The 2,331-nt window shown below is 66.5% G+C and carries 2 protein-coding genes and 1 tRNA gene; 1 reads left to right on the top strand and 2 read right to left on the bottom strand.

Annotated features, from left to right (window positions below; translation table 11 throughout):
* Window positions 1-73 (bottom strand) — tRNA-Gly (locus tag VHR41_17120).
* Between the two features lie 253 nt (window positions 74-326).
* The gene (locus VHR41_17115; GenBank protein ID HEX3235918.1) at window positions 327-1,277 is read right to left on the bottom strand and encodes a L,D-transpeptidase; all 951 of its coding nucleotides are present in this window, start codon (window positions 1,275-1,277) and stop codon (window positions 327-329) included.
* Between the two features lie 97 nt (window positions 1,278-1,374).
* On the opposite strand from VHR41_17115, the gene VHR41_17110 reads away from it, so the two are divergent.
* A partial coding sequence (locus tag VHR41_17110) for a class I fructose-bisphosphate aldolase (protein ID HEX3235917.1) occupies window positions 1,375-2,331 on the top strand: 957 nt, incomplete at its 3' end.

Raw genomic sequence — 2,331 nt, 5'->3', positions numbered from 1 at the left:
AGCGGACGATGGGATTCGAACCCACGACCCTCAGCTTGGGAAGCTGATGCTCTACCAACTGAGCTACGTCCGCGTGCTCCCAATCCTAGCCGCCCCGGATCCTGGCGAACCCGAAACCCGGTGCAGGTTTTTCGCCACCCGCGAGTCTCCTTACAGAGAGCAAGCCGTCGATCCGGGGACGATCATGCGGCCTCGCCTACCGGGCCGGCGGTTTGCTCCATCGCTGTGACGGCGAGCCGGCCCCACCGGCAGGATGCGGCCACCCTCAGCGGGGCCGGCTCATCCTCCTAGCGTTCCCAGGTGTGGCCTGAGTGCAAACCCACGAACTAGGCGTCCGTGATGATCACCGGCGTGCCGATGTCGACGTGTTGGAACAGCCACTCGGCGTCGGGGATGTGCATGCGGATGCAGCCGTGCGAGGCGGAATAGCCGATGGAGGTGTCGTCAGGCGTCCCGTGAATGCCGACACCGGGGGCCGTGAGACCCATCCAGCGCGTGCCGAGCGGGTTTCCCGGTCCGGGCGGAATCGGTTGGAGCCCCTTCGCCCAGGGTGAGTCCGGCGGGCGCCACCAGGGATTGAGCTGCATGTCGACGATGCTGAACGTCCCGGTCGGCGTCGGATAGACGGCCTGTCCGGTGGCGACGCCGAAGCTTCGAACGAGGTTCGCACCCTGGTAGTAGCGCAGCTCGTTCGATCCGCGACGGATGACGATGATCGGCCCGAAGTTGGCGCGTGTCCGGACCGGCTGCACATTCTCGACGGCGACGCGCGTTCGCGCGAGGTTCGTCGATCGCAGGATGCGTCCGATCCGCTGGGCCGTCAGCTGACGCAAAACTCTGAGACCCGGCTTCTCCTCGGTGAGCTGCGGCTCGAGGCCGGCGAGGCCGACGAGCTCCGTGTCCGTCGCGGGATACGAGATGCGCTTGGCGAGCGACTTGACAAAACGCCGGACTGCCGTCGCGTCGATGTTCGGAGTGAGCTCGACGGCCGTGCCCGCAGGGGCACGGAATGCTCGGCTGACGCCGTCGGCGATCGCAACCTGTGCACCGAATCGCGCAGGGCGCAACCGCCAGCTCACGTCGCCATAGCTGATCCGCTTCGCGCGTGCGAACACCGGGCGAATGGCGGCTTGGGCCTGCTCGCCGGACATGCCTCCGACAGGGACGCCGGCGACCGTGACGCCTTGCGGAATCAACACGGGCGGCGCGGCATCGCCGCGCAGCGCCGGCGTGAGGGCGGCGATGACGAGCACGAACAACGCGAGACGGCGAATCACGTCACGGAATCGTACTTACGAGTGCGGCGGACACAAGGTCTAAAGACCCCTGCCGTGAGGGATACTTCCCGGGAAAGAGAGCGAGGAGGACGTAAAAATGGCTGCTCAGGAGCTACAGGAGACCGCGCGCGCCATCGTCGCCGAGGGAAAGGGAATCCTCGCCGCAGACGAGAGCGACAGCACGATCAAGAAGCGGTTCGACTCCATCGGCGTCGAGTCAACCGAGGAGAACCGACGCGCTTACCGGGACCTGCTCTTCACGACGGAGGGCGTCGAGGAGTACATCAGCGGTGTGATCCTGTTCGACGAGACGATTCGCCAGAAGTCCGCAGACGGGACACCGTTCCCGGAGCTGCTGGCGTCGAAGGGGATCATTCCCGGCATCAAGGTCGACAAGGGCGCGAAGCCACTCGCGCTCGCCGAGGGCGAGACGATCACGGAAGGGCTTGACGGGCTCCGCGAGCGCCTGGCCGAGTATCGCGAGCTCGGGGCTCGCTTCGCCAAGTGGCGCGCGGTGATCTCGATCGGCAAGAGCATCCCGAGTGAGTACTGCATCTGGACGAACGCGCATGCGCTCGCGCGCTACGCGGCTCTGTCGGAGGAGGCAGGGCTCGTGCCGATCGTGGAGCCCGAGGTCCTGATGGACGGCGACCACACGATCGAGCGGAGCTTCGAGGTCACATCAAGAACCCTCCACGCTGTCTTCACGGAGCTCCGCGATCAGCGTGTGCAGCCCGAAGGCTTGCTGCTCAAGCCGAACATGGTGCTGTCGGGGTATGACTCCCCGCAGCAGGCGTCCGACGAACAGGCGGCGCACGAAACGTTGCGCTGCTTCCGGCGGCACGTCCCTGCCGCCGTTCCGGGCATCGTGTTCCTCTCAGGCGGGCAGTCGGACGAGCAGGCGACGGCACGACTCAGTGCCATGAATGCCATCGGGCCCCATCCCTGGCAGCTCTCGTTCTCCTACGGCCGTGCGTTGCAGGCGCCGGCACTGAAGGCCTGGCGCGGCAATGCGGAGAACGTGGAGGCCGCTCAGCGGGCGTACTACCACCGC

The organism is Gemmatimonadales bacterium, from assembly GCA_036265815.1.
Taxonomy (GTDB): domain Bacteria; phylum Gemmatimonadota; class Gemmatimonadetes; order Gemmatimonadales; family GWC2-71-9; genus CAVVWJ01.
Note: the sequence above shows the minus strand (reverse complement) of the source record. Positions and strands in the feature narration are given on the sequence as shown.